The 26,466-nt window shown below is 41.4% G+C and carries 18 protein-coding genes, 1 tRNA gene, 6 pseudogenes and 1 other annotated feature; of the genes and pseudogenes, 17 read left to right on the forward strand and 8 right to left on the reverse strand.

The features are described 5' to 3' along the window. Positions 1 to 66: 66 nt before the first annotated feature. Positions 67 to 1,010, reverse strand: a pseudogene (locus ANSO36C_RS24740) (glycosyltransferase family 2 protein). Between the two features lie 155 nt (positions 1,011 to 1,165). Here ANSO36C_RS24740 and rplS point away from each other — a divergent pair. From rplS to rplL, 8 genes and pseudogenes are all read left to right on the forward strand, one after another. Beyond that, a pseudogene (gene rplS / locus ANSO36C_RS24745) lies at positions 1,166 to 1,529 on the forward strand (50S ribosomal protein L19). A 146-nt stretch (positions 1,530 to 1,675) separates the two neighbouring features. After that, positions 1,676 to 1,748: transfer RNA gene (locus ANSO36C_RS24750), tRNA-Trp, on the forward strand. A gap of 297 nt (positions 1,749 to 2,045) precedes the next feature. Beyond that, positions 2,046 to 2,266, forward strand: a pseudogene (gene secE, locus ANSO36C_RS24755) (preprotein translocase subunit SecE). Further along, positions 2,266 to 2,908: pseudogene (nusG, locus tag ANSO36C_RS24760) on the forward strand (transcription termination/antitermination protein NusG). The pseudogenes secE and nusG overlap by 1 nt, the downstream one beginning before the upstream one ends. 21 nt (positions 2,909 to 2,929) lie before the next feature. Further along, positions 2,930 to 3,340 (forward strand): 50S ribosomal protein L11, encoded by a 411-nt coding sequence (gene rplK, locus ANSO36C_RS24765; RefSeq protein ID WP_251956675.1) that lies wholly within the window; start codon positions 2,930 to 2,932, stop codon positions 3,338 to 3,340. A 150-nt stretch (positions 3,341 to 3,490) separates the two neighbouring features. Next, positions 3,491 to 4,204, forward strand: a pseudogene (rplA, locus tag ANSO36C_RS24770) (50S ribosomal protein L1). A 56-nt stretch (positions 4,205 to 4,260) separates the two neighbouring features. Next, positions 4,261 to 4,428 (forward strand) — a sequence feature (ribosomal protein L10 leader region). Between the two features lie 63 nt (positions 4,429 to 4,491). Continuing rightward, positions 4,492 to 5,106: a 50S ribosomal protein L10 gene (gene rplJ / locus ANSO36C_RS24775; RefSeq protein WP_251956676.1), complete on the forward strand. Its 615-nt coding sequence runs from the start codon at positions 4,492 to 4,494 to the stop codon at positions 5,104 to 5,106. Positions 5,107 to 5,192: 86 nt separating this feature from the next. Continuing rightward, positions 5,193 to 5,585, forward strand: coding sequence for a 50S ribosomal protein L7/L12 (gene rplL, locus ANSO36C_RS24780; RefSeq protein WP_251956677.1), 393 nt, complete (start codon positions 5,193 to 5,195; stop codon positions 5,583 to 5,585). A 512-nt stretch (positions 5,586 to 6,097) separates the two neighbouring features. Here the strand turns inward: rplL and ANSO36C_RS24785 are convergent. Continuing rightward, a pseudogene (locus tag ANSO36C_RS24785) lies at positions 6,098 to 6,379 on the reverse strand (protein kinase family protein); the annotation flags it as partial. On the opposite strand from ANSO36C_RS24785, the gene ANSO36C_RS24790 reads away from it, so the two are divergent. From ANSO36C_RS24790 to ANSO36C_RS24815, 6 genes are all read left to right on the forward strand, one after another. Next, positions 6,368 to 6,607, forward strand: coding sequence for a hypothetical protein (locus tag ANSO36C_RS24790; protein ID WP_251956678.1), 240 nt, complete (start codon positions 6,368 to 6,370; stop codon positions 6,605 to 6,607). The pseudogene ANSO36C_RS24785 and the gene ANSO36C_RS24790 sit on opposite strands and share 12 nt — an antisense overlap. Positions 6,608 to 6,780: 173 nt before the next feature. Then, positions 6,781 to 8,400: a ribosomal protection-like ABC-F family protein gene (abc-f, locus tag ANSO36C_RS24795; protein WP_251956679.1), complete on the forward strand. Its 1,620-nt coding sequence runs from the start codon at positions 6,781 to 6,783 to the stop codon at positions 8,398 to 8,400. Between the two features lie 162 nt (positions 8,401 to 8,562). Continuing rightward, entirely contained in the window at positions 8,563 to 8,889 is a 327-nt protein-coding gene (locus ANSO36C_RS24800) for a DUF6825 family protein (protein WP_251956680.1), read from the forward strand. Between the two features lie 143 nt (positions 8,890 to 9,032). Beyond that, positions 9,033 to 10,718, forward strand: a complete 1,686-nt coding sequence (locus ANSO36C_RS24805; protein WP_251956681.1) for an ABC1 kinase family protein — start codon at positions 9,033 to 9,035, stop codon at positions 10,716 to 10,718. 20 nt (positions 10,719 to 10,738) lie between these two features. Next, positions 10,739 to 11,476: a Stp1/IreP family PP2C-type Ser/Thr phosphatase gene (locus ANSO36C_RS24810; RefSeq protein WP_251956682.1), complete on the forward strand. Its 738-nt coding sequence runs from the start codon at positions 10,739 to 10,741 to the stop codon at positions 11,474 to 11,476. Positions 11,477 to 12,098: 622 nt separating this feature from the next. Next, complete coding sequence (locus tag ANSO36C_RS24815) at positions 12,099 to 12,296, forward strand: NblA/ycf18 family protein (RefSeq protein WP_251956683.1); 198 nt, start codon at positions 12,099 to 12,101, stop codon at positions 12,294 to 12,296. A 474-nt stretch (positions 12,297 to 12,770) separates the two neighbouring features. Here the strand turns inward: ANSO36C_RS24815 and ANSO36C_RS24820 are convergent, their stop codons facing one another. After that, complete coding sequence (locus ANSO36C_RS24820; RefSeq protein WP_251956684.1) at positions 12,771 to 14,324, reverse strand: serine/threonine protein kinase; 1,554 nt, start codon at positions 14,322 to 14,324, stop codon at positions 12,771 to 12,773. 1,004 nt (positions 14,325 to 15,328) lie between these two features. Between ANSO36C_RS24820 and ANSO36C_RS24825 the strand changes: the two genes are divergently transcribed. Next, a complete protein-coding gene (locus ANSO36C_RS24825) occupies positions 15,329 to 16,588 on the forward strand; it encodes a glycosyltransferase (RefSeq protein WP_251956685.1) in 1,260 nt (419 codons plus the stop codon). Between the two features lie 44 nt (positions 16,589 to 16,632). On the opposite strand, the gene ANSO36C_RS24830 is transcribed toward ANSO36C_RS24825, so the two are convergent. The 3 genes from ANSO36C_RS24830 to ANSO36C_RS24840 all read right to left on the reverse strand — a co-directional run bounded on the left by ANSO36C_RS24830 (position 16,633) and on the right by ANSO36C_RS24840 (position 20,039). Continuing rightward, positions 16,633 to 17,646 carry a glycosyltransferase family 2 protein gene (locus ANSO36C_RS24830; RefSeq protein ID WP_251956686.1) on the reverse strand — a complete coding sequence of 338 codons (1,014 nt, stop codon included), beginning with the start codon at positions 17,644 to 17,646 and terminating at the stop codon, positions 16,633 to 16,635. 561 nt (positions 17,647 to 18,207) lie between these two features. Then, positions 18,208 to 18,654, reverse strand: coding sequence for a hypothetical protein (locus ANSO36C_RS24835; RefSeq protein ID WP_251956687.1), 447 nt, complete (start codon positions 18,652 to 18,654; stop codon positions 18,208 to 18,210). 131 nt (positions 18,655 to 18,785) lie between these two features. Continuing rightward, entirely contained in the window at positions 18,786 to 20,039 is a 1,254-nt protein-coding gene (locus ANSO36C_RS24840; RefSeq protein ID WP_251956688.1) for an anhydro-N-acetylmuramic acid kinase, read from the reverse strand. A gap of 156 nt (positions 20,040 to 20,195) precedes the next feature. On the opposite strand from ANSO36C_RS24840, the gene ANSO36C_RS24845 reads away from it, so the two are divergent. Together ANSO36C_RS24845 and ANSO36C_RS24850 are read left to right on the forward strand one after the other, a co-directional pair. Further along, the gene (locus tag ANSO36C_RS24845; RefSeq protein WP_251956689.1) at positions 20,196 to 21,572 is read left to right on the forward strand and encodes a folate/biopterin family MFS transporter; all 1,377 of its coding nucleotides are present in this window, start codon (positions 20,196 to 20,198) and stop codon (positions 21,570 to 21,572) included. An 84-nt stretch (positions 21,573 to 21,656) separates the two neighbouring features. After that, positions 21,657 to 23,153, forward strand: a complete 1,497-nt coding sequence (locus tag ANSO36C_RS24850) for a carotenoid oxygenase family protein (protein WP_251956690.1) — start codon at positions 21,657 to 21,659, stop codon at positions 23,151 to 23,153. 222 nt (positions 23,154 to 23,375) lie between these two features. On the opposite strand, the gene kdpC is transcribed toward ANSO36C_RS24850, so the two are convergent. Together kdpC and kdpB are read right to left on the reverse strand one after the other, a co-directional pair. Beyond that, on the reverse strand, positions 23,376 to 23,978 hold the full coding sequence (gene kdpC / locus ANSO36C_RS24855; RefSeq protein WP_251956691.1) for a K(+)-transporting ATPase subunit C: 603 nt from the start codon (positions 23,976 to 23,978) through the stop codon (positions 23,376 to 23,378). Between the two features lie 340 nt (positions 23,979 to 24,318). Beyond that, a complete protein-coding gene (kdpB, locus tag ANSO36C_RS24860) occupies positions 24,319 to 26,424 on the reverse strand; it encodes a potassium-transporting ATPase subunit KdpB (protein WP_251956692.1) in 2,106 nt (701 codons plus the stop codon). Positions 26,425 to 26,466: the final 42 nt, after the last annotated feature.

Genomic DNA, 26,466 nt, shown 5'->3' on the forward strand with positions numbered 1-26,466 from the left:
GGGGCGCAAGATTTTGCGTCCCTACAAATGGACAAATAATTTTGAATAATTTATTTTTGGAGTTTCTTACGCCTCAATCAACACAAGTTTACGAACCTGAGAATTATTTCCCTGAGTGCGGCGTGATAAAACGGCATTGAGCAAAAACTTCCAAGACTGAGGAGAAAGTATAGAAGAATCTATCATTGAAAGAAAACTTTTGAGATTTTTTTGCTTCAGTGCTACTAAAATCCAATGGAGTTTCAGGTAATTTTTTATATCCTCAAAGACGGGAATCTTTGAGCGATGTTGCTCATTTACCAAGGCGTAAATTTTTTCTTTCATCAGAATATTTGTCGCCAACCGCCGAGACAAAGAAAACTTTTGATTATAAGCACCAGGCCAGATAGTCCGGTAAGCAAGACACTGGTGAAGAAAATAGCATCGCCAAACTGGGCAATCCGAATCCAGGAATCGATGTCATCACAATTAGCATCAAGTGTAGAGTCCCAACCACCGGTTTGTAAGAAAGCATCACGTTGGCAAGCTACTTGTACAGGCGTGCCAAAGGGTACAAGCTCTAAAAGCATGCCGTAGTGAATATCGGCTTGGGGGATATAAAAAGCTAAACCGGGGCCAACTTGGGGAGTGCGAGAGAGTTCAACTTCATTGCCATCCACCTGAGCTGCCACACAAGAGCAGATTACAGCATCGGGACGAAGTGCGATCGCCTTAGCCATCTCTTCTATGCAGTTGAGCGCTAAATAGTCATCATCATCTAAAAACTTAATCCAATCGCCGCTAGCTTTGGCAACTCCAGCATTTACCGTTGCTGCATGACCAAGGTTCACTTCGTTACGATGGTAAACAATCTTGTCTCCTAAACTCTTAAGATATATTTGAGTATCATCAGATGAACAATCGTCGGCAACAACCACCTCGCACTCGATTGTTTGGTTACGAGCCGAATCAATTGCTCTTTGCAGCAAATTCAAGCGATTATAGGTACTGATGACGACGCTAAATTTCATAAATTTCCCCAATGGTACAACGTTCCGCAATATAGCTTTGATCTCTTGGCTGTTGTATCAGTAAAATTATCAATCTCCAAATAGGTAGACTGAAATAGGATTATCGATTTATCATTGATGATCGTGAGATTTTTTTTAAGCAGACAGTAAAGACTATGAATGCTCAAGAGATTATCCGCTCCATTGAAGCGGAACAGATAAAATCGAATTTGCCCGACATTTATGTGGGCGACACTGTAAAAGTGGGAGTAAAAATCAAAGAAGGCGAAAAATACCGCGTACAACCCTACGAGGGAGTAGTAATTGCCAAGCGCAATGGTGGCATCAACGAAACTATTACAGTCCGTAAGGTTTTTTCAAGGCGTGGGCGTTGAGCGGGTATTTCTGTTGCATTCTCCCCGGATTGACAGCATCAAAGTATTACGTCGCGGTAAAGTCCGCCGTGCTAAACTGTATTATCTCCGCGATCGCGTAGGTAAGGCAACCCGGATCAAGCAACGGTTTGACCGCCCTTTGTGATTCGTCCTTCAATCGTTATGGGAGAAATCTCAAGCGGCATCTGCCGCTAACTTGTTTTCCCAAAGAAATTGAGGTATGATGAAAATCGCTTGTTGCGTTAAACTAAAATTTAGTTCACCGCAATAACTGAATCAAAAACAGCTTGTGCGCTCTTAGTTCATTTGGTAGAACGCAGGTCTCCAAAACCTGATGTCGGGGGTTCAAGTCCTCCAGGGCGCGCTCAAGAGCAAAAAAAAGCCCGAAATAATTACGCAACTGCTAACATAGCAGTTAGCGTTAATAATTTCGGGTTAACTTATTGAATTTGCAGTTGTTTTGCTTCCAGTTAAGTGAAATAGAGTCGAAACTGTAAACTTGGATGACCGAATTTTAGATTTGAGATTTTGGATCTTAAGATTGATAAGAAATTTAAAATCGACAAACCAAAATCTAAAATTAAGCTCCTTTACCTTAAGGCACGGGCTAAATCTAAAATCCCAAATCCAAAATTGAGTGACAAAGAGAGGATAAACGGTCGTGGCCAAAAAAAGTGAAGCAGAATTGCCAGAACCTCCAAACGGGTTTAGCTTTGGCAACTTCATACAGGGAACCAAAGAAGAACTTGAAAAAGTAGTTTGGCCCAGTCGGCAACAATAGTAAGCGAATCCGCTGCTGTGTTGTTAATGGTGGCACTCTCGGCATCTTTGATATACTTGGTCGATGGATTGTTTGCTTGGGCAGCTAAACAGGTGTTCTGATGACTTTTGCAACAGACGAACCGCGCAACTCAATGTTGGCAGTCGGAGGAAACAGGAGAAACAGCAGAAGCAGCGTCAAAAGAAGCACGCTGGTATGCAGTGCAAGTAGCCTCAGGCTGTGAAAAGCGTGTAAAAACTAACTTAGAGCAACGCATTCAAACTTTTGATGTAGCCGACAAAATTGTCCAGGTAGAAATTCCGCAGACGCCAGCGGTGAAAATCCGCAAAGATGGCAGTCGCCAGCATACAGAAGAAAAAGTTTTCCCTGGCTATGTTCTGGTGCGGATGATGATGGATGATGATACCTGGCAGGTGGTACGCAACACCTCTCATGTAATTAACTTTGTCGGTGCAGAACAAAAGCGTGGTAGCAGTAAGGGTCGCGGTCATGTCAACCCAATACCACTGAGTTCTTCAGAAGTCGAACGTATATTTAAACAAACCAACGAACAAGAGGCGGTTGTCAAAATTGACATGGCTACTGGTGATAAGATAATGGTGCTTTCTGGCCCATTTAAAGATTTTGAAGGCGAGGTAATTGAAGTTTCTCCAGAACGGAGTAAACTTAAAGCCTTGCTCTCATTTTTCGGCAGGGATACACCAGTAGAATTGGAATTTAATCAGGTAGAGAAACAGAGTTAAATACAAATGGCGAAGAAAGTAGTGGCGGTCATTAAACTGGCCTTGAATGCTGGAAAAGCCAACCCAGCACCGCCAGTTGGGCCCGCCTTGGTTCAACATGGTGTCAACATCATGATGTTTTGTAAGGAGTACAACGCCAAAACAGCAGACCAAGCTGGAATGGTGATACCTGTAGAAATTTCGGTTTTTGAAGACCGGAGTTTTTACATTTGTACTCAAGACGCCACCCGCATCAGTGCTGATTCGGATGCGGCGAAAGTTGAAAAAGGCTCCAATGAACCCAACAAAAAAAAGGTTGGGTCAATTAGCAAAGCCCAATTGCAAGAAATAGCCCAAACGAAACTCCCCGACCTCAATGCCAACGACATCGACGCGGCAATGAAGATTGTGGCAGGAACGGCTAAAAATATGGGTGTAACAATCACTGATTAGTCATTGATCATTGGTCATTGGTCATTAGTAAAAAACTAGCGACAAAAGACAAAGGACATAGACGCCTTAGCGGCTTCCCGCAGGGTAGGACTGATAACTAAAAATTATCGGGGGAGAGGCGAGGCTTCGGAATTACCCCAGGAGAACAAAATGCCAAAAATATCGCGTCGTTTGCAAGGACTGCAAGCAAAAGTAGAAGATAAGGATTATCATCCTTTAGAGGCTTTAGCCCTTCTCAAAGAGACAGCAACAGCAAAATTTACCGAAGCTGCGGAAGCGCATATCCGGTTGGGAATTGACCCTAAGTATACAGACCAACAGTTGCGGACAACAGTAGCACTGCCCAAAGGTACAGGACAAATCGTCCGGGTGGCGGTGATAGCCAGAGGCGAAAAGGTAAACGAAGCAAGCAACGCTGGTGCTGATATAGTCGGATCAGAAGAACTGATTGACGAAATCCAGAAGGTAGAATGGATTTTGATAAGCTGATTGCCACACCCGATGTAATGCCACAGGTGGCAAAACTGGGTAAGTTGCTTGGGCCGCGTGGTTTGATGCCATCGCCCAAGGGTGGAACCGTAACATTTGACTTAGGAAGTGCGATCGTCAGAATTCAAAGCTGGTAAATTAGAATTCCGAGCTGACCGAACTGGTATTGTTCATGTTATGTTTGGTAAGTCAACTTTCTCGCCTGAAGATTTGTTAGTCAACCTGAAGGCATTGCAAGAAACCATTGACCGTAACCGTCCTTCAGGGGCTAAAGGTCGTTATTGGCGCACATTTTATGTGTCAGCCACAATGGGGCCATCGATTAAGGTTGATATCAGCGCCCTACGAGATTTAAAACTGAGCGAAGCTGGTTAATTTTTAGTCGTTAGTCCTTAGTCATTTATAAAGTCAAAGGACTAATGACAAATGACAAAATTAAATACGCAAAGCCGGAGACAGCAGGTGCTAATAACTTAATATCCTGCCGAGGTTAAAACTCTAATAGTCAGAATTATCACCCTTAACGGTGTGATAGGTATGGCATTCAGAGTCTTAATACTCAACCCCGGCTAAATTAGCTGGGGTTTGTTGTTTGGGTTCAGGTTTAGAAAAAACGCACAAGTAGGGCACTTCACCGATTGTTTTAAGGAGGTGAGATTGGAATGGGTAGAACACTAGAAAATAAAAAAGAAATAGTAGCTGACCTCAAAGAAACTTTGAGTAAGTCAACTCTGGCATTGGTAATTGACTATCAGGGGCTAACAGTTTCTGAAATCACAGACCTACGGCGGCGGCTGCGTCCTAGTGGCACTGTTTGTAAGGTGACGAAAAACACCCTAATGGGCATTGCCATTAAAGATGATGAAAAATGGCAGCCTTTGTCGGAATTGCTCAACGGTTCTTCCGCCTTTTTGCTGGTAAAAGAAGATTTTTCATCAGCAATTAAGGCATATCAAGAATTCCAAAAAGTCAGCAAGAAGACAGAACTTCGTGGTGGTGTACTGGAAGGTCGCCTACTCAAAGAACCTGATGTCAAGGTACTGGGAGACTTGCCATCTAAGGAACAACTCATCGCCCAAATTGCTGGGGCTATCAACGCCTTGGCTACCAAGATTGCTGTGGGTATCAACGAAGTTCCTGGTTCACTGGCTCGTGCTTTGCAGGCTGTGTCTGACCAAGAGCAAAGTGGTGGTAGCACCGAAACTGTTGCTGTCGAAGATAGCAGCACTGAAACAACTACCGAAGGCGATAGCAGCACCGAAACTGCTGCTGAATAGACTTCGTGGTTCATCAGTCAATAGTCAATGGTCATTAGCTTTTGACTAATGACTAATAATTAATCAAAATTACAGGAGTTATATCAATGTCTGCTGCAACCGATCAAATTTTAGAACAACTAAAAACCCTTTCTTTGTTGGAAGCTTCTGAGTTAGTTAAGCAAATTGAAGAAGCTTTTGGCGTGAGTGCAGCTGCACCCGTTGGCGGCATGATGATGATGCCTGGTGCTGGTGGTGCTGCTCCAGCTGAAGAAGCTGTTGAGCAAACCGAGTTTGAAGTGATTCTCGAATCAGTACCAGCTGATAAGAAGATTGCCGTACTGAAGATTGTCCGGGAATTGACCGGTTTGGGTCTGAAAGAAGCGAAAGACTTGGTAGAAGCTGCGCCCAAGGCAGTTAAAGAAGGTATTGCTAAGGATGCTGCTGAAGATGCTAAGAAGCGCATCGAAGAAGCTGGCGGTAAGGTGACTATCAAGTAGTTACAATTCTATTAGCAGTTTTTTGTTGATCGTGTGTAAAACCCCATTCGCTTATCGGTGGGGATATAAGCACGGTTAAAATATGGGATTAGATACCCTTTAGTGATACTCAGACTGCTCCCCTCGCAAAATAAGGGCGAAGAAGCTTGGAAAATTTTAAGTATGGGATTAGCTGATTACCATCCTTATTACGAAATATTGCTCCAAGAGCAAAACGGTTAATTGTGAACCGTATTGTTTCTGTCCCAATTAACTTACCTGATGAAGAATTGTTGTGCGATTCGTTAATTAGGGAATCACGGTATCCAATCCGTAAATAACTAATCCAGCCCGACAGCAGATTACTGTCATTAAAGGCTGAATTCTCGGTCAGATGCAAGTGCAAGTCTTGCCACTTCAGACTCAGAATTGACTCCTTATCTGCCCACACCGAACAAGCTCGGTTCTTGTAGAGTGAAGCTCTTAACTGGGCGCAATCAGACGACCGTTGCGGGTTCAAAGCATTTCGTAAGAAAGTCAATTATATAGACATTGAGTTGCTCATCTACCAAAATATTTTCCGGCTTGATATCTCGATGAATTATCGGCGGAATCAGATTTTGCAGATATACAAGAATTTCTAAAGTTTTAACTGCAATTTGTTTAATTTCCTCTGGTGCAAAGCTGCGGGTTTTTGCTAAAGATGGGGCATTGATATATTCTTGAACTAGACAAAAGCCATCAGGTCGCTCAAAAGAACTCAGATAGTGGGGAATACCAGGATGATTAAGTTTCTGTAAAAATTGAATTTCTTTGCCCACCCCACAAGAGAGTATTTAAGACAGAATCAAACTGCTGTAAGTCTTTCTAGTAGGGCTGGGGAGTGTGGAAATAGAAAAAGCGATCGCATCCTCGCTTTCCGAAATATCTTCATGCTAGACTGTAGTCAATATCAAACCTCATCACAACTCCAACGAGATAGCACAAATGAAGTAGTACCAAACACCTGTTGCGCCAAAGCAACAAATGTCAACGAAGAATAAACGCAACTAGTTTGACAGGGTTACTTCATATAGTCATGCACTAAAAATATTGTCATCATTCATATCTACAATAAACCGATTGACAAGTGTCTACGGCTGGTTTTTTGTGTCTAATCTACCCGCAGATTTTGGAAAAATGCGGGTGAAAATTTGCGAATTGAGGTTTGAGAAGAATGCCGAAAAAATCAATATTGGTAGCTGAGAATTTAGCCTATAATCTCAGCTTATACAGAACTTTATTTCAAGGAGTTCATGTGAGTATTGAGGTGGGCGATCGCATTGCTTTAGTCGGTCGCAACGGAATAGGAAAATCAACCCTACTCAAGATAATTGCAGGTCAAATTACTCCCAATGCAGGTTCCGTTTTCTGTAATAGCGCTGTTTACTATTTGCCCCAAATCAGCACTATCAGGCAAGAAATCACAGCAGATACAGTACTGAATTTTTTGATTTCTCTTTCTGATTATTGGTGGAATATTGAGGATATTTTACAAACACAATTCCACACAAGACTTGACTTATCTTTACCAATTGCTAACTTAAGCGGTGGAGAACTCACAAAACTATTTTTGGCAATTGGTTTATCTCAACAACCCAATTTGCTGTTGCTGGATGAGCCAACTAACCACATGGATTTGCAAGCCTTAGAAGGCTTAAGACAATTTCTACAAAATTTTACTGGCGCGTTTGTAATTGTCTCACACAAGCCTTTTTTCCTAGACCAAGTGACAGATATTACCTGGGAACTTACATCTGTTTGTTTGAAAGTATATGGAGGCAATTTTTCTCTATATCGAGAACAGAAAGAAATCGAGTTAGAGGTAGCATTGCGATCGCACGAAGTCGCTAGAAAGGAACTCAAACGTACCCAAGCCACAGCTATGCAAGAACAGCAACGCGCAGCCCAATCTAGCCGTAACGGTCGCGCCAAGTTTCTTAATGGCAGTATTGATAGAATGGCAGCAGGGCTGATTAAAACTAAAGCTGAGTTGTCTACCGGAACGGCGAAAAAGAAACATGAAGCAGCAGTAGCAAAGGCTAATCAAAAGGTTGCAGAGACGAAAGTCAAAACTACGAAAGTAACTAGTATTCAGCTAGAAGAAAAAAATCAAAAGCGCCGAAATCTCATTAATATCCAGGGTGCAAATCTTAAAGTATCAGAACGTCTATTGATTCAAAATATTCAACTGCATATATCATCTAGCGATCGCATGTCCATTATCGGCGCAAACGGTTCTGGTAAATCGAGTCTGGTAAAAGCAATTTTGGGGATGGAAAACCAAACAGCGATTTTAGAATCAGGTGAGGTTTTGCTAGCACCAGCGATGAAAGCTGTATATCTCGATCAAACCTACGAATTGGTAAATCGCCGATACACACTTTTGGAAAATATGCAAGTTGCTAATCCTAATCTTAGCTATCAGCTTTTGCGTCAACAGTTGGGACACTTTCTCTTTAAATATGATGACGTTCACAAAAGCGCTTCTGTATTGAGTGGGGGTGAGTTGGCAAGATTAGCAATCGCTATGATCAGTATCTCAGAAATCGATCTGCTGATTCTCGATGAGCCAACTAATAACCTGGATATTGAAACTGTTGAACAAATGGTAGTAGGTATGAATGACTATCAAGGGGCACTTTGGGTAATTTCCCACGATCTAGACTTCCTGTGCCAAACTAACATTACTCAAAGTTTCAAGTTGAGAAAGCAAGCCTTGCAAATGACAACCTATTTACCCAATATGCCAGAGCAATATTATCGAGAATTACTCGAACTACAGGATATCTGTTAGCCCAGCCCAGTGTAGTTTTCTCTTATGTGCCCGTAAATGCGAATTCTATTCACTAGGGCTGAAGTCGCGTATGGCATCACGTAAATTTATAACTCTACAACAGAAGCCGTAAAGCATACGGGCAAGTTATAATTCTCTTGCGGTGCAACGTAACAAAAATTTATGAGTAACCCCCTTGTGCAAGCCTTTTTCGTAGGCAGAGCAGTAGCTGAAGTAGTTAATGAGCGTTTAGAGGTCGCCTTGACCGATGCTTTGAGTGATCTGGGCAAATTTGATGCAGAAGCTAGAGAGCAGCTGCGCCAGTTTACAGAAGAAGTCATAGAGCGGGCAAATCGAGCAGCAGAAGCGGCTAATAGCGGTCAAGCTACCACCGGTACTAGACAAGCCAGCCCTGATTCCGGTGACTTGCAAGCAGATGTAGATGAATTACGGGCAGAAATTGCCCTTTTACGAACAGAATTGCAACATTATCGCAGAACTTCTGCATAAATTTAGTCATAGGTCATTAGTCATTGGTCAAAAATTATGCACAAATGACAAATGACAAAAGACACTTAGGAAAAAACAGTTTAGGAATCAGAGTGTCTTTTCTTCCAAAAGATTCGGTCGCAAACCAACGGTACACAAAGTATATGGAACAAGGTTATTCAGATAAAGCATACCGTTGGAATCGGGAAAAATACTCTAGCAGACGGCGTTTTGTGGACATTTGGTCTTTTGTCTTGACCTTATTGTTCAAACTTTGGCTATACAACAAATCTTGGAGTTATCCAGGTGGTGTGACTGAGTTAAAGCAAGCTGCAAGACGCAAAACCCAAGCGGTGTGGATTCGCAATACCTTACTAGATTTAGGGCCAACCTTTATTAAAGTTGGCCAACTGTTTTCCACCCGTGCTGATATATTCCCAGGTGAATATGTAGAAGAACTAGCCAAGTTACAAGACAAAGTACCCGCATTTAGCTATGAGCAAGTAGAAGCGACCATTGAAAAAGAACTAGGCAAGAAAATTCCTGAACTCTTCCATAATTTTGAACCAATTCCCTTGGCTGCTGCTAGTTTGGGGCAAGTACACAAAGCTATACTGCATACTGGAGAATCGGTTGTTGTCAAGGTGCAACGTCCTGGACTAAAGAAGTTATTTGAAATAGATTTACAAATTCTCAAGGGAATTACCCGCTACTTTCAAAACCATCCCAAATGGGGGCGAGGGCGAGATTGGTTAGGTATTTACGAAGAATGTTGTCGCATTCTTTGGGAAGAAATTGATTATCTCAACGAAGGTCGTAATGCTGATACTTTTCGCCGTAACTTTCGCGGCTACGATTGGGTAAACGTGCCCAGAATATACTGGCGTTATGCCACTTCCAGAGTACTGACTTTAGAATATCTCCCTGGAATTAAAATTAGCCAATACGAAGCTTTAGAAGCGGCAGGTTTGGATCGAAAAGCGATCGCACGTCAAGGCGCTCAAGCCTACTTACTACAATTACTCAATAGTGGCTTTTTCCACGCCGATCCTCACCCAGGTAATATTGCTGTTAGTGCCAATGGTGCTTTAATATTCTACGATTTCGGCATGATGGGGCGGATTAAGTCCAACGTCCGCGAAGGATTGATGCAAACACTGTTTGGTATCGCTCAAAAAGATGGCGATCGCGTTGTCCAATCTCTCATCGAGTTAGGCGCGATCGCCCCAACTGATGATATGGGGCCAGTACGGCGTTCCGTCCAGTACATGCTCGATCATTTCATGGATAAGCCCTTTGAAAACCAATCGGTCGCGGCAATCAGTGACGACCTTTACGAAATAGCTTATAATCAGCCATTTAGATTTCCAGCAACTTTCACTTTTGTGATGCGAGCCTTTTCTACCCTAGAAGGGGTAGGTAAAGGCTTAGATCCAGATTTTAACTTTATGGAAGTTGCTAAACCTTATGCAATGCAACTTATGACCGACATGAATGGTTCTGAGGGGAATAGCTTTCTTAACGAATTAAGTCGCCAAGCAGCTCAGGTAAGTAGTACCGCCTTTGGTCTACCACGTAGATTAGAAGATACGCTAGAGAAGCTAGAGCAGGGAGATATGCGTTTGCGCGTTCGGTCGATAGAAACTGAACGCTTGCTGCGGCGACAGAGCAGTATTCAACTTTCAATAAGCTATTCTCTGTTAATAAGCGGTTTCACCCTTTCAGCTACTATCCTAGTGGTTAAAGATTATGTCTGGTTGGCACTGCTCCCTGGTTTAATTGCACTAGGGCTTTCAGTGATCATGATCAGACTACTTTTACGCCTCGACCGTTACGATCGTATGTATTAATTGTTGGTTGCAAAAAATTTATGAAACTTAATTTCACGGGTTTTAGCGATCCGGGACTTATTCGTTCTAATAATCAGGATGCTTACTATATCGACCCAGAGGGGCGATTTTTCGTTGTCGCCGATGGAATGGGTGGCCATGCAGGAGGTGAAGAAGCAAGTCGGATTGCCACTGGAGAAATCCAGGCGTATTTGCTAGCAAATTGGGAATCTCCTAAATCTTCTCAAGAATTGCTAGAGCAAGCTTTGTGGGGAGCCAATCAAGCGATTTTGCACGATCAGCAAAATCATCCCGAACGCGCCGACATGGGTACAACAGTTGTAGCAGTAATTTTTCGCGCCCCAGAATCCCCCTGGTGCGCTCATGTTGGCGATTCTCGGCTGTATCGCTTCCGAGAGTCGCACTTAGAACAAGTAACAGAAGACCACACTTGGGTAGCACGGGCAATAAAAATCGGTGACATCACTTTAGATGAAGCGCGATCGCATCCTTTTCGTCATGTATTGTCGCGCTGTTTAGGGCGTGAAGACTTGCATCAAATTGATGTGCAACCACTAGATGTCAAAGCTGGCGATCGCTTGCTGTTATGTAGTGATGGTCTTACAGAAGAACTTGTCCAGCAAAAGATTGCTAGCTGCCTCCAAGACACTCCTTGGGTTGATAAAGCCGCCATTTCTCTAGTTGAGGCTGCCAAAGAGCATGGAGGTCACGATAACATCACGGTTGTCATCGTCTCACTCGAAGAAAATAGTCATTAGTCACTGTCAAAGAATAAAGGACAAGTCTGGTAAATATACTCAGTAATTTGTTCAGCGTGAGCATTTTTCCTTTTTACAATTTGATACAAATATTTTTAGCCTCAAAAATGACCTAAAGAGGCTAAATTTGAATAAATTGGTAAATTTGACATCTTGCATGTAATAAGTTAGAGCGATTATAATTCACGCTTATTACCATTCATTTCCTAACTTCCTTAAAATCCCTCTGCTGCAAAGCTTCCTCCACGTTGGGGAAGACAGCCTCTTAGTTTTTCTATTTAATCAAAACTAGGATGGTTAAGCATAGCACCTAATCTTGTCCTAAAACGAGAGTTGTGCAAAGCAGAAAGGAGTTAGGGAGATAGTTATAACTATCTAAAGCCAAATAAAGCTTATTTTCCGGAATACGCTTTGGCTAACTTGAGTGGTATATCAGTAGGATTAGGTGCAAGAAATCAAATCAGAAAAAGTCCGCATTTCGGATGTGGGCAATCATGTCAAACAGTTGTTATCTTTCTTAATACGGAGGAACAAATGTTGGACAGATAGAAGTACAAATCTTATCCCATTTGGACTTCTGTGAGCGATATCAACTTTACGCGTTGTTTTTTCGGAGTTTATTATGAATCAACCTATGAAGCTATCCTTGGAACAGCAATTCAGCATTTGCTCATTTTCTACTCAGGTACAACACATGAGCCACGAGCAAGCTAAAGACTTTTTAGTCAAGCTTTATGAGCAAATGGTCGTCCGCGAGGCAACTTATCAAGAGCTTCTCAAGCACCAGTGGGGCTTAGATTCCGGTTCCACTATGGCATAGAGTCGTTCTAATGTCGCAGTGGGCGACCTCCTTCTCTTGCTTGGTTCCAAGGAGGAAAAGAGCTGGGGATGTCGGGGCGTCAACTTCGATAAGTAATTCCACAAAAGTGGTGTAAAAGTTCAGTTCACCAAATTAACTAAGAATGAGTAAACATTGTCTACGGCATATCTGTTACAGTCTAGACCTGACTTTAGATTCGTAGGCTAAATTTATTGTTTGCTTTAGCCAAACTTCTTTTTGTTTTGTCTAGTCTGAGAACCACACCTGCATAAATTTACAATCTACTCGAATATGTATACAGGAAGATTCAGAGAGAATCTACATAGCACTGTCTTTGGCAGCTAGTGTTTTCACTCTTTATACATATAACTAGAACTTACATCTTTATATATATTTTGTTTATAAAACGTTACATTGAGGGAGTGACCGCCCCTTAGTTGCATCTAAAAAATAGATAAAACTAGGAAATTATTTTTAGCTGGAAAGATCGTATGGAGAATCAGTATCAATACTTTCCAGTTTTGCCAGGATTTGAGGCTTAATCTTTTCATACTCCTTTTTGAGTAAGCTTTTACTCATTTGCGGGTCGGCAGAGGACATCAACGTGTTGCTCATAGCGACCCACTCTTGTAGTCGTTGGCGCTGGGCAAAAGCAACGCTGGAAAGTAAGATATGAGAACAGCGATTTGGTGTTTCTCGGGCAAAGAATAACAGGCGATAGTAACCTGTGTGCTGTAGTAAGCGAGTAATTTCTTGACCAAGACTAGTTTTCAGATCAAGGTAATAAGGCAACCATTTAGCGCCATGCTTGCGGTTGTGGATGACAGTAATCCATAGCAGCATGGGATGGGGAATAGAGATAAACAGAAATTGGTTATAGCGGTTACAGAGTAAGCGCTTTTGAATTTCTTCTTGCGGTAGCATCACCCACAAAGCTGGTAACACCTGCCCATTGCTATGAATAGGCTGGGGAAACACAATATCGGCAATTGGTTTATTTTGAGGCCAGGAAATGGCACGAGCGATTTCATCATTTGATAAGGATACCTGCAAATCGACTTTTGTCTTTTGTTCCAGCTCATTGCTTGCTGTAGTCGCAGGAACTAGGGCATGGCTGTCTTGCTTAATTTTGCGTGTATGCTCAGGTTTTTCTAGAGCTGCTAAAACTTTGAGGATTTCAGTGATACTTTGTGGGCGATCGCGTGCTACTTTAGCTAGACAACTCATCACCAAATCTTCGATTTCTTTTGGTAATTCTAATCCGGGCGTAACCTCAGTAAAAGCACGCGGTTTTTGATAGTGATGTGTTTTATACCATGCACCAAAAGAGTGAGTTGGTGCAACCAGTGGCATTTTGCCTGTGAGCATCTCAAACATCATGATGCCCAAACTATAAATATCAGAACGATTGTCTAATTCCTTACCCTCCATCTGTTCGGGAGAAGAATAAGCCAATGTTCCCAAATAAAATTTTGTCTGGTCGCCGTCTGACTGTAATAACTTAGCAATGCCAAAATCTAGAACCTTGACCAATTCTCCAAAGCTGGGATCTTGAATTACCAGCATATTGCTTGGCTTGACATCCCGATGGATAATTGGGCAAATAGTGCCCTCAACTGGGATGCCATCATGGGCGCACTGTAATCCCAGGCTGAGTTGACGCGCCATGCTGAGAAATCTTGGTAAAGGCAGCCGTTGCTTGCGAATAATATTATTCAAGCTTTGTCCTTGTAGGTATTCCATGACATAGAACGGGGTATTATTGTCGTCTACGCCGTAGTCCATAACTCGGACAATGTGGATACTTTTTTGCCCTAGTAAAGCACAGGTTTTTGCTTCTCGCTCAAAGCGGTCTTGCAATCGCATCTTTTCATTTTGGATTGATAAAGCGAGAAACTTCACTGCAACCGGTACACCTCCCAACAAAGTATCTTTAGCACGATAAACCCGACCCATTGCTCCAGTTCCGATTAACTCCTGGAGTTGGTAGCGTTTGCTGAGTAAGCGACCAATATTGGGGTCTGACATAGAAAATTTGAATCCAAAAGCAGGTTGTAAGTGTTTGGCAGGAAAAGTGCATTCAAACTGATATCTGAATTATTGCGCCTATAAATGACTTTCTAGACTCGTACCGCAAGGCAGAAGTCGGAGGGCAAAAAGCTTATTGGATGAGCTTTTGTGCGATTTCCAATCATTGCTTTGTTTGGGCGGTGCTGTATTAGCGTTTTTTAGTCCTCTAAAAGAGGATTTAAACCACGATTTGCCAGTTTGCAACCGAGACGGTTATTACAACTGGTGCAACATACTAAATCAAACAAGCTAGAAAGGTTATATTTATAATGACGCTTTTGACCATTTTGCACTTTAATTGTGATGTAATTTTAGTTTGCCCAATTTTGACTAAATATATAACTCTAGGATGAGACAAAAACCTTAATTAGTGAGTAGCATACTCAAGACAAAGTTCTGAAAACTGAGTCATGAGTACAGAGTTTTGAATATAAATAAAGCTTGATTACGTGACGTGAAGCCGTGCTAGGTAGATTTTATAAGTTTCAAGCCTTTATGTCTGGTAAATAATGCTCTAACTTATTAGAATTTATAACCGTTCTTTTTAGTGGCCAATAACCCTTAACTAAAGTTTTGCTTGTTAGTAATTTTCTCTATTTCTTAGTTCACTCTACCCTGGGGTCTAACCTCATATCAAATTAGATGAGCTTACCTTGAAAGCGGATTATAGACCATCGGCTGTTGGTTTTCTCTAGCTTCCTGGAATCGCGGATGAGCGTAAATTTTTATGTATATATTCAAAGTTCCTGCTAATTTTACTATCCCTTGTTAAGTAAAAAATTGAAAAACTGAAAATAAAGTCTACTCATCAAAAATTTTCTAGATTTATAGCAGTAAATTGTCCTTTATCTCCGGATATTTAGTGAATTGTTTAGACTAACAAAATATATATTTACTTTCAAGTTTAGACGCTTACTCCAGAGAAAAATATTCTTTGCACAGAAACTATTTTAGGCGGATATATGAAAGCTTTAATTGTTACGTGTCATTTACCAACTGATAATAAAACTGATAAACATGGATGGTTTAAACGCCTAGAAATATTTATCGATGCACTCACGGATATTTCTGAGATCCACATCCTTTACTATTTTAACGAGGGGCAAGACAATTTAACCTTAGAAAAAACTGCTCAGATAGAAATAAATCTAAGCAGCAGAATCAATAAAAAGGTTATTTTGTCTCTTTGTCCTTATAAAATGAGAGGTAGTTTGGTAAAAAAAGTAATAGATTTGCTTTTTATTTTTTACGATCAAAAAAGATTTTTTTCTAGCAAAAACTCATTAGAAACTATAGCTTTAAAAGAGAAGCTTCAAACAATAAAACCTGACATAATATTCTTCAGTAGATTACCGTCAATTGTCCCAGCATTAGGTACTGAATCTGAATATAAATTTCCCACTATTTTTTTTGATATTGATGATGTTACCCATACTGATTATTATAAAAGGCTATGGAGTTCTAAGCTACGTTATTTAAGTAATTCCTGGGAAAGCGTTAAATCATCTCCTTTTTTCTTTTTTCAGGTTCTTCACAAACAATTACTACTTTCTCGTGCTGTTGCAATTTCAGACTTAACATTTGTTTGTTCTGAGATTGACCGTAAATATATTTCAGAAAAGTTTAATGATTCTCAGGTTAAAATAGTACCTAATGCTGTGATTATCCCGGCGAAAAAAAGTTCGCTTCCTAGCAACCCAAATTTGCTGTTTTTAGGAAATTATGACCGATCGCCTAATAATGTTATTGGTGCTAATTTCTTGATAGAGGAGATTTGGCCACTTATTTATCAACAGCACCCAGAAGCACGTTTAATTATTGCTGGCAAGAGTCCAGATAATATTCGTACTTATACTGATAATATTCCTGGAGTAGAATTTACAGGCTTTGTGACAGATATAAATGCTCTTTATGACCAAACTCGCGTGGTTTGTTGCCCAATCTTATCTGGAGGTGGTACTCGACTTAAAATCATCGAAGCAGCAGCGTATGGAAAACCAATTGTTTCAACTACTGTTGGAGCAGAAGGACTAGAAATGATAGACGGCAGAGAATATATGCTTCGAGATCAGCCTGAAGATTTTGCCCAAGCTTGCCTAGAATTATTTAGAAATGATTTTCTTTGCGAAGAACTAGGAAATCAAGCTCGTGCTGCTGCTATAAAACATTACGATCGCGACTGTATAATTAATCTTATACAAGAATATCTTCAGCAGTTATAAATTGATATTGCCATAGTCGAGGAATTTATTTTAGAGTAAATTTACTAATTATTTTTGTTTCGTTTTAATTGGAGATTGTAAAATATTTCAAAAACTAATTTATTACCCATTACATAATATTGGAATCGACGTTCTATTAGATTAGAAAATCGAGAAATGAACTCATAAAAAAAGCCTGGATTTTTCCTGATCTCTCTTAATGCTGTTGACAATTTTCCTTGTTTTATAGGCACTAAAACTTGAGCATAAGCTAAATTTTTCTTGAATATTTCAAGATTATAAGACAGAGCACGCATTAAAGCTGGATTTTTTTCTACAGCTTTTTGTTGTATAAAAGAATAAGTAGCTAGGCAATATTGATTTAGACGTGACAATTGGCTTTGACGTACAAGAGAAATGGAGCGTGAACGGTAGAAATAATAGGGTTGTGGTACTAGGAAAAAGCGAGCGCCACTGATTAAGCATTTCATGTCAAGCCAAAAATCCTCAGCTATGCTTATAGTTTCATCATACTCAATGTCGTACTTAACCAGAAATTCCCGTTTGAATACAGGCTTGCTTAAACCAAGATGCAACCCTGGTTGTCCATAAACATCAGTTTCTACAAAATAAACGCTATCAATTTGGATGATTTTATCTATATTTTCTCCACTTTCTTGAATTAATGTACTCCAAGGAGATGTTGCACCATCTTTGATAAAATAAATATCGTCTGCAATCATATCTGCATTTGTTTCTTCTGCCAGTAACACAAGCTTTTCTAATCTTTCAGGAGCATACCAGTCATCTGAATCAAGAACAGCAATCCATTCTCCTTCAGCTGCCCTGAGAGCAATATTACGCGCAGCAGAAACCCCAAGGTTTTGTTGATTAACTATTACTTTAAGACGTTGATCGGTAAAACTATTAGCAACTTCTACAGTTTTATCAGTTGAACTATCATCGACTACAATAACTTCAATATCAGTGAGCGTTTGCTCTAAGGCTGACTCTATTGCCTTTGCAATATAAGCTTCAGTATTGTAAGCAGGAATAATGACAGAGACTTTAGGATTCATGAAACTGGGTTCCTGGCTATTGATTACACGGTTAAATAAGAATGCTAAAATCTTAAGAATTTGAGAATAATTTATTTTTACTATACCAGTCCTAAATAATTTGTAAAATATTTTATTTTTATACTTTGTGCCCTTTGCGATTCGTTAAATAAAATAGTTTTTACAACTCATACTTATGATTGATGCATTGTGGTTCCTAGTCTGGTAATTTGCGTTTTTAAAATTATTAACCTTGTTAAATAATATCTGGATGTACTTCACTTGCTTAGAAAAACTAACTACGTTAGATACATGTTAACAAGTCCAAGTTTTCAGAAAGTAAATATAGCGCTGATTAAACTCAGTATGACACTAGGGGTGGGGTTTTTACCTAGCTTGAGATACAAACAAGGATTTTTTCTCTACGAGACGCTACCGCGTAGCTTGCTTCTCCGTAGGAGTACGCGCCACTTGCGGGCGAGGTTTTGAACATGAAGCTTTTTTGATAAAATTTGCTTTTGAGCGATTTTAAATGGTTTAGTTGTTCTATTTTTGCTGTGCTGTACTAGCTACTTACTACCATTAGGTTGATTGACGTTCTAGGCTAGCTTCCATTGTGTTAGTTAAAAAATGACCAGATAAGATACCACTACTAAGGTAGTATGTATCTTCAGAAATGCGGTGTAGGGTTTCAAAGCCACTACGACGCTGACGATCGCTTAGTACCCAATAACGCTGCACAATAGTATCTAAACCAATCCAGCCTTCACCTTCAACCTGCCCCAAAATATTATGTTGTAGTAAAAAAGTATACTGACGCTCTCCATCATGTAGCCGCCCCTTATATTGCAGAGAGATTTCAGAGCGATCGCTACCTGGAAAGATCAGTTTTGTGGCCATAGTGAACCAGTTATCTCGATTCCAAGCTACCAAGGTCATACCCTTGACGCTGATTGGCATACCATTACGTTCCAGCCAATTTCCTTGTATTGTCCAGCGTCCTGGTTCCAATAAAAAAGTATGAGCCACCTTTATATATTCCCTGTCTTGATCGAGTGCCGCCAAGACTACAGTTATAGCAGTGCTGAATTGTGTTAGCGATAGCGGGGCGTTGAGCCAGTGAAGAATGAAGAAACTTTTTTATTATTCCTGACTCAGGACTAAATTTGGTAAATTTCCCCTAAAAGCACTTCTTGAGATGCCCCAGTAGCAATAGGTAGGTTGCCAGGAATGCCCAAATTTCGCCAGTAGGCTAAAACAGCGAAAGCGATCGCTTCTTTAAAATCTGCACTCAAGCCGACTTCATCTGTAGTCCAGACAGGTATTGATGTTAACAACAACTGTAATCGACGTTTCAAATAGAGATTGCGACTACCACCGCCACATAATAATACCCGTTGTGGCATTTCCGGCAAAAAAGTGCGGTAACTATGAACAATTGAAGCAGCTGTAAGTTCTGTGAGAGTTGCCAATAAGTCGGCAGCGTTGAGTTGGTATGCTTGGGCATCTTTTAAACACTGATGCAGGTAAGCCACACCAAATAACTCTCGACCAGTGGATTTGGGTGGTGGCAAATGAAAATATTCTTGGTTGAGCCATTGTTCTACTAAAGGATCGCAAGGAGTACCACTTGCTGCCCAATTGCCATCTTCATCGTAAGTTTTAGCACCAGCGCTCAAATGCTCCACCGCCAGATCCAACAGACTATTTCCTGGGCCAGTATCCCAAGCACGAATTTTTGAAAGCCAGTCGCCATGTTGAGGTGGAATATAAGCAACATTACCAATCCCACCAATATTTTGAATACAACGCCCCTCCTGGGGATGGCTAAGTAAATAGGCATCTACTCTGGGTACAAGAGGCGCACCATGACCGCCAATAGCAATATCAGCAACACGAAAGTTGCTCACAGTTGTAATACCCGTAAGATAAGTAATTAATGCACCGCGCCCTAGTTGAAGACTGTAACCCAAGGGATTAGTGTTAGGGATAGTAAAGCGTTTAGCTTCTGCTGAGTAAGGCGTGAGGATTTCTCTCTCTTTCTTCCCCTGCTCCCCTGCTTTCCCTACTCCCGCAGGTGGTCGATGATAAACCGTCTGACCGTGGGAGCCAATAAGAGTGGCTGGCTGATGACCAATTTGAATCTTTTGGGCAGCTTGGGCAAAGACAATAGCGATCGCATCATCTATTTCTGCCAATTCTGCCATTGAGATGGCAACGCCTGCACCAACTGCCAATATTTTTTCCCTGAGTTCGGCTGGATAGGGATATGTTGCCCCCGCTAGCAACTCAATTTTGAGATCCAATTCTGTACCAGAAATCTCTACCAACACAGCGTCTATGCCATCTACGGATGTGCCACTAATTAAACCGATAACGCGAGTAGGGACAGCAGCTTGTTCAGTCGGATGCATTGAGCAAGATTCTTTTGTTGATTGCAAGAGGTAGTCTAATTCATGTTACTACCCATGTCAAAAAAACTCAGGTGGCATCGTTGGCTGGCGAAACTGCCCATATTCTCAGAATCGATATGATAGAAAAGTAGATAAAACTTAAAAAATATTTATCGAATGGTGCTTCAATCATTTGGCTTGTCCAAGGTCAAAGACTCATTAACACAAAAAATCTTCTTGGGTAATGAACCCAATGCAGAGTTAATTGCAATTCTCACCGTTTATTTTGTCCAAGGAATTTTAGGGCTATCACGTCTAGCTGTTAGCTTTTTCCTTAAAGATGAACTGCTGCTGAGTCCTGTTGAGGTGTCGGCGTTATTGGGAATTGTCTTTCTACCTTGGATGATCAAGCCAGTGTTTGGTTTTATCTCTGATGGTTTGCCTATATTTGGCTATCGTCGCCGTCCCTACTTGATTTTATCCGGGATACTGGGAACTGCTTCTTGGGCGAGTCTGGCCACAATAGTTCATACTAGCTGGGCAGCAACCTTAGCGATCGCTCTGGGTTCTCTGTCTGTCGCCATGAGTGATGTCATAGTTGACTCGCTGGTTGTGGAACGAGTCAGAGGCGAATCCCAAGCAAAAGCGGGTTCACTACAATCTCTGTGTTGGGGTGCTTCTGCGATCGGAGGTTTAATAACAGCATATTTTAGTGGTCTGCTGCTCCAATACTTTACTACCCGTACCGTCTTTGCAATTACTGCCTTATTTCCTCTCATCGTCTCAGGTGTAGCTTGGTTAATTTCTGAGTCCCCCGTTAGCAAAAATGCTCAAGATAGTAATCAGACCAACTCTTTACCAATCAAACATCAACTGGGGCAGCTACGCCAAGCCATCAGCCAAAAAAGAATTTGGCTACCAACGCTGTTTGTCTTCATCTGGCAAGCTACCCCAAATGCTGACTCAGCCTTTTTCTACTTCTCTACCAACGAACTACACTTTGAACCCGAATTTTTGGGGCGCGTACACTTAGTGACAAGTTTCGCCTCTTTAGCAGGTGTTTGGATTTTTCAACGTTTCCTCAAAAGCATCCCTTTTCGCGTGATTTTTGCTTGGAGTACAGTCCTTTCGTCAGTTTTAGGAATGACGATGCTGTTGTTAGTAACTCACACAAACAGGCGGTTAGGTATAGATGACCACTGGTTTAGTTTGGGTGATAGCCTGATTCTCACTGTGATGGGGAAAATTGCCTTTATGCAAGTGATGGTTCTAGCTGCAAGGCTTTGTCCTTCTGGTGTGGAAGCAACATTATTTGCCTTGTTAATGTCGGTGTTTAATTCAGCATCAACGGTTTCCCATGCATTTGGGGCATTAATCACCTATTGGCTGGGGATCACCGCAACGAACTTTGAATCACTTTGGCTATTGGTGCTAATTACTAATCTCAGCACATTGTTACCTCTACCATTTATCAATTGGCTACCTGCTGCTGAAGAACAAACTGAGACATCGAAAGATGGGGAACAAGCGTTTATACCAGAGTTGATGTCTTAGTTGGTACTGAGAGAACCACAGTCGGAAAAATTCTTTTTAGCGGCTAAATCTTTTCGTGCAAAGTAACAATAAATAACAAAGTATATGCATTTTAAAAGTCAGGAGAGCTTAGTTGCAGAAAAATCCTACACTCGTGAAGATTGGCAAGGAGGATATCAATCTCTTACCCAAGAGTTTGATTATTGGATTGATGATATAGAAGGGCAAATTCCCATAGAGTTACAAGGTACGCTGTTTAGAAATGGCCCCGGTTTGCTGGATGTGAATGACCAACCTCTTCATCACCCATTTGATGGGGATGGGATGATTAGCAAAATTACCTTTACCAATGGTCGTGCCCATTTTCGCAACCGCTTTGTCGGCACAACTGGCTATTTGGCAGAGCAAAAGGCGGGAAAAATTCTCTATCGCGGTACTTTTGGTACTCAAAAACCTGGCGGTTGGCTAGCGAATATTTTTGACTTCAACCTTAAAAATATTGCCAATACAAATGTCATATATTGGGGCGGTAAACTGCTAGCACTGTGGGAAGCGGCTGAAGCATATCGCCTCGATCCTCATACTCTAGAAACATTAGGGAATGAATATTTTAATGGTGCTTTGTCAGCAGGTGAAGCTTTCGCTGCACATCCCCGTGTGGAAAAGACTTGTGATCAAGATGGGGGCGCACCTTGCTTGGTAAACTTCTCAATTAAGCCAGGATTATCTACCACAATTACTATTTTTGAGCTAAACCCAGCAGGTGAAATTGTCAGACAGCACGCTCATAGTGTTCCTGGTTTCTGTTTCATTCACGATTTTGTTATTACTCCTAATTACTGCATCTTCTTTCAAAATCCTGTCACCTTCAATCCCATACCTTTCGCTTTGGGAATACGCGCAGCAGGAGAATGTATCAAATTTCAGCCACATCAGCCAACTCAAATTCTAGTTATTCCCCGCTTCCCCAAAGAAGGGCAACTCGAGATAAAATTTCTGGAAACTCACTCTGGTTTTGTCTTCCACCATGTTAATGCTTTTGAGGTAGAAGAGGAAGTTTTGATTGACTCCATTTGTTACCAACATTTACCAGAAGTGGAACCAGAAAGCGATTTTCGACAAACTGATTTTGAGGCACTTTCACCTGGGCAACTGTGGCGATTTTATCTGAATCTAAAGGATGGGACAGTCCGGCGGGAATTGATTGAGAGCCGATGTTGTGAATTTCCCAGCATACATCCGGCGAATGTGGGGCACTCTTATCGATATCTATATATAGGTGCGGCTCATGCGGAGAGTGGTAATGCTCCCTTACAAGCATTGCTGAAAATTGATTTAGAGTCTGGAGAAAGACAACTTTGGAGTGCTGCACCCCGTGGTTTTGTCGGTGAACCGATTTTTGTCCCGCGCCCAGGTTCGGAAAAGGAAGATGATGGTTGGGTATTAGCTTTAGTTTATGATGCTGCCCATCACCGCTCAGATTTGGTAATTTTAGATGCTAGTGATTTATCTAAGGGAGTAATTGCACGGCTACATCTTAAGCATCATATCCCCTATGGTCTGCATGGAAGCTTTACTTCTGAGGTTTTTGGGGAAATTTGATCTCTTATTCGGGTGAAACCATTTTTTCGCTGGCAATGATTGACGCTTTACCCATCAATACGGTTCAGTAAAGCTAAAACTATTTATCAAATTCAATTTTTTTAACGTAGACGCGGAGCGGCTTGCCGCAGGCTACCGCAGAGGCGCAGAGTAAACAGAGAGAAGAGAAAAATACTTAACCCAAGCGTATTGCTTTACTCATGTCAAATCCCCAATCCCAATTTACTGATTTTGCTGGCGATTAAAATCTTGCAAGTCAAGAGCATAATTCAATCGGAGAACATTGACCCCAGGCTCACCAAAAGTCCATAAAAATCTGCCATCAGTATACTTATTAATTAAAGGTAGGATCTCATCTTCTTTTACTCCCCGCGCACCAGCAATTCGCGTCAATTGTTGCCGTGCTGCTCTCAAGGAAATATGCGGATCTAAACCGGAAGCAGAAGTATAAATTATATCGGCGATCGGTTGAAGATTTTCGTCTCGCAATTCATTTGCCTGTTCTAAAATCCGCTTTAGTAGCTCTGGATTGCTAGCAGCGAGATTGCTGGCTCCAGATATGCCAGTTGGCTTGGCTTTTTTCCCTTGGCTATATCTAACAGTGCTGGTACGAGGATGGAAATATTGCTCAGATGTGAACAGCTGACCAATCAAAGCCGAACCAATTGGTTGATTATTTAGATTCAGCATGATGCTGCCGTTAGCTTGATAGGGTAAAAACACTTGACCCACTACAAGGATTATCAAAGGATAGATAATTGCAGTCAACAACCAAAGCATTAGAGTTATGAAAATTGCTCTGATGGTTTCTCGAATAATAGCCATAATAAATTTTCCAATTGCTCCTATAATTTAATCTTTAATTATTTAATTTTTAATTGTTTTTCCCACTCAGCAGGACGTTTCAGGGCGCTGTTAGCAACAGCATAAACAACTAACTGGGGCAGTTACCACATTCAAACACAGCAAGATAAAAATAGCGAGTGGTAGTTGTTGTTTATGCCATTGCGACCAAACAAAGGGCATGGCCGAAGTAGTGCTAAGTGAAAACGATGTTTATTCATATTCTTGTTGTTACCTCTCTCAACAGGTAAAAGTAAAAATGTTAATTATTTTACCTTGGTCAAGATGCCATCGTTTCCCAGCGTCTCTACTTTTACTGTCGTTAAGCCAAACCCACAACTGTAATCAGTATATCTATCAACTTAATGGCAATAAACGGCGCAATCACCCCACCTAAGCCATAAATTAAAATATTACGTTGGAGTAGCTGATTAGCTGTTAGCGGTCTAAACCGTATACCTTTCAATGCCAAAGGAATCAAAGCGGGAATAATTAAAGCATTATAAATCAGCGCTGATAGCACAGCAGATTTAGAGCTAGTTAAATTCATAATATTCAAGCTTTGCAGGTTAGCAGCGACAAATATCACTGGGATAATTGCAAAGTATTTAGCAATATCATTAGCGATGGAAAATGTTGTTAATGCCCCGCGAGTAATCAACAATTGTTTACCAATGCTAATGATATCGATCAGCTTTGTGGGATCGGAGTCTAAATCAACCATGTTGGCAGCTTCTTTTGCAGCTTGCGTTCCTGTATTCATCGCAACGCTGACATTGGCTTGGGCTAATGCGAGAGCATCATTAGTTCCATCTCCAGTCATGGCAACTAGTTTGCCTGCTGCTTGTTCCTTTTTGATGACGTTGATTTTATCTTCTGGTGTAGCTTCGGCAATGAAGTCATCAACGCCTGCTTCTTGGGCAATAACAGAAGTTGTAATTCGATTGTCTCCAGTTAGCATGATGGTACGCACTCCCATCCGTCGCAGTTGCTCAAAGCGATCGCGGATACCAGGTTTAACTATATCTTTGAGATAAACAATCCCATAGATTTCGTTATCTAGGCTGACTGCTAAGGGTGTACCTCCCAGGCGAGAAACTTGTTCGTACACAGCATCTAATTCTGGTGTATCGCGTCCGTTACGGGAACGAACAAATGCTTCAATGGCTTCTACTGCTCCCTTTCTAGCCTCATACCCACCAGGTAAGTTAGTACCACTCATTCGTGTTTCGGCAGAAAAATCAACTCCTTCTGCTTGGTTGAAGTCAAAATCAAACCTTGCGCCTAACTTTTCTGCCAATCGGATAATGGATTTACCTTCTGGTGTATTGTCAAAGACACTGGCTGCCCAGGCAACATTAGCAATTTCTGACATTGAATGACCGTTGATGGGAATCAATTCTTCCGCCAAACGGTTGCCGAGGGTAATTGTACCTGTCTTGTCGAGAACTAAAGTGTTGACATCACCACAGGCTTCGACTGCTCGTCCTGAGGTAGCAATAACGTTAAATTGGGCAACTCGATCCATCCCAGCAATGCCGATGGTACTTAGTAAGCCGCCAATGGTTGTAGGAATTAATGCCACTAATAGAGCAATCAAAATTGGGATGCTGACTGGACTGTTGACATAATAGGCAAGTGCGGGCAGAGTTACCACGACTAACAAAAACACTAAGCTGAGAACTGCCAACAATACTGTCAGGGCAATTTCATTGGGTGTTTTACTGCGTTCTGCCCCTTCTAGCAAGGCAATCATCCGGTCAATAAAGCCTTTGCCGGGGTCATTAGTGATGTGGATAATTAATTCATCTGAGATAATCCGCGTCCCACCAGTAACGGAACTAGCAACGTCGGAGCCTGATTCTTTTAATACTGGTGCGGATTCCCCAGTAATTGCCGATTCATCCACCGAGGCGACACCCATGATTACTTCACCATCGGCGGGGATGATATCGCCAGCAACAACGTAGATGGTATCGCCCTGTTTGAGGCTAGTGGATGAAACTTCACTCAGTGTGCCATCGGCAGCAAGTTTTTTGGCGATCATCTCTGATTTGGTTGCTCGCAAGGCATCGGCTTGAGCTTTACCCCGTCCTTCTGCCATTGCTTCGGCAAAATTGGCGAACCAAACTGTAAAGAATAAAATCCCCGACAATAAACCGTTGAAAAGTTGCGGGTTCTTTTGGAGGGTTGGCCCAAATAGGTTGGGATCAATTGTTAGCAATAGGAGAATGATTGTCCCCACCCAAACCACAAACATTACTGGATTTTTGATTGCATACTTAGGGGTTAGCTTGACAAAAGCATCTCTAATTGCCCTTAAGTACAGCCATTTATTACTTGCCCTGGCCTTTTTACGTACTTGGCGGCGATCGCCAGAACGAAAATTTGGGCGTCTAGCTTTGGAGTTAGTTGCCACTGAATTCATAAATATAGTTAGGAATGAGAAGTTAGGAGTTAAGAGTTATTA

It is taken from the genome of Nostoc cf. commune SO-36 (genome assembly GCF_023734775.1).
GTDB lineage: Bacteria > Cyanobacteriota > Cyanobacteriia > Cyanobacteriales > Nostocaceae > Nostoc > Nostoc commune_A.